This is a genomic window from Geodermatophilus maliterrae, assembly GCF_041018925.1.
Lineage (GTDB): Bacteria > Actinomycetota > Actinomycetes > Mycobacteriales > Geodermatophilaceae > Geodermatophilus > Geodermatophilus maliterrae.
Genome location: NZ_JBFNXQ010000228.1, coordinates 1 through 693, shown reverse-complemented (window position 1 = coordinate 693; position 693 = coordinate 1). Strand labels below are relative to the sequence as shown.

Sequence of the window (693 nt, the reverse complement as noted above, 5' to 3'; positions counted from 1 at the left end):
ACTGCAGCCGCGACACCCGCGCCACGTCGGGAGGGCGCAGCAGGAACAGCCGCCGCACCCCGTCGAGGGACGCCGCCCAGGTGGCCGCGTCCTCCAGGTCCAGGCGGGTCACCGGCACCCCGGCGGGCAGCAGGGCGGCCGCCCGCTGCGGCTCGCGGGCGCCGGCCCGGACGGCGAAGCGGCCCTTCGCCAGCCGGCGCCCCACCTCGCTGCCGACGGTGCCCGTGGCGCCGGCGACGAGCACGGTCACCGGTCGCCGGCCACGAGGTGGGGCGCGGCGGACCGCCGCTGCGGCCCGCCCGCGAAGTCCGGCCGGTCAGCCGGCCGCGGTGGTCGCACCTGCGTCCAGTCCAGCGACGAGGCGGCCAGGACCGCGTACTCGCCCTCCTCGTCCTCGACCAGGTCCCGCGCCAGCCGGTGGGTGGGCGCGGAGAGGAACTGTGCGACACGGCCCTCGCGATCGCTCGGCAGGTCGGCCCCCGCGCCGGTGACCCCGACGAAGCGGTGGACCCCTGCTCGCGTCATGGCGGACACCAGCACGGGAGCGCGGTCCGCCCGCCGTCACCGCCCGAGCGCCGCGCCCCCCCGGTGCACCACAGGACGTGGTCGGCGGCCGGGACCGCCCGCACGAGCAGACCGGCGTCGCGGACGTCGCCGGTCAGCCACTCCGCGCCGCCGTGGGGGCCGGCCGTC

General features: G+C 79.8%; 2 protein-coding genes. Both read right to left on the bottom strand.

From position 1 onward, the window contains the following. The coding region (locus ABQ292_RS26615) for an SDR family oxidoreductase (protein ID WP_369210706.1) at positions 1-250 on the bottom strand (250 nt) is incomplete at its 3' end. Then, positions 247-534, bottom strand: a complete 288-nt coding sequence (locus ABQ292_RS26610) for an NAD(P)H-binding protein (protein WP_369210707.1) — start codon at positions 532-534, stop codon at positions 247-249. The genes ABQ292_RS26610 and ABQ292_RS26615, both read right to left, overlap by 4 nt. Between the last annotated feature and the right edge of the window lie 159 nt (positions 535-693).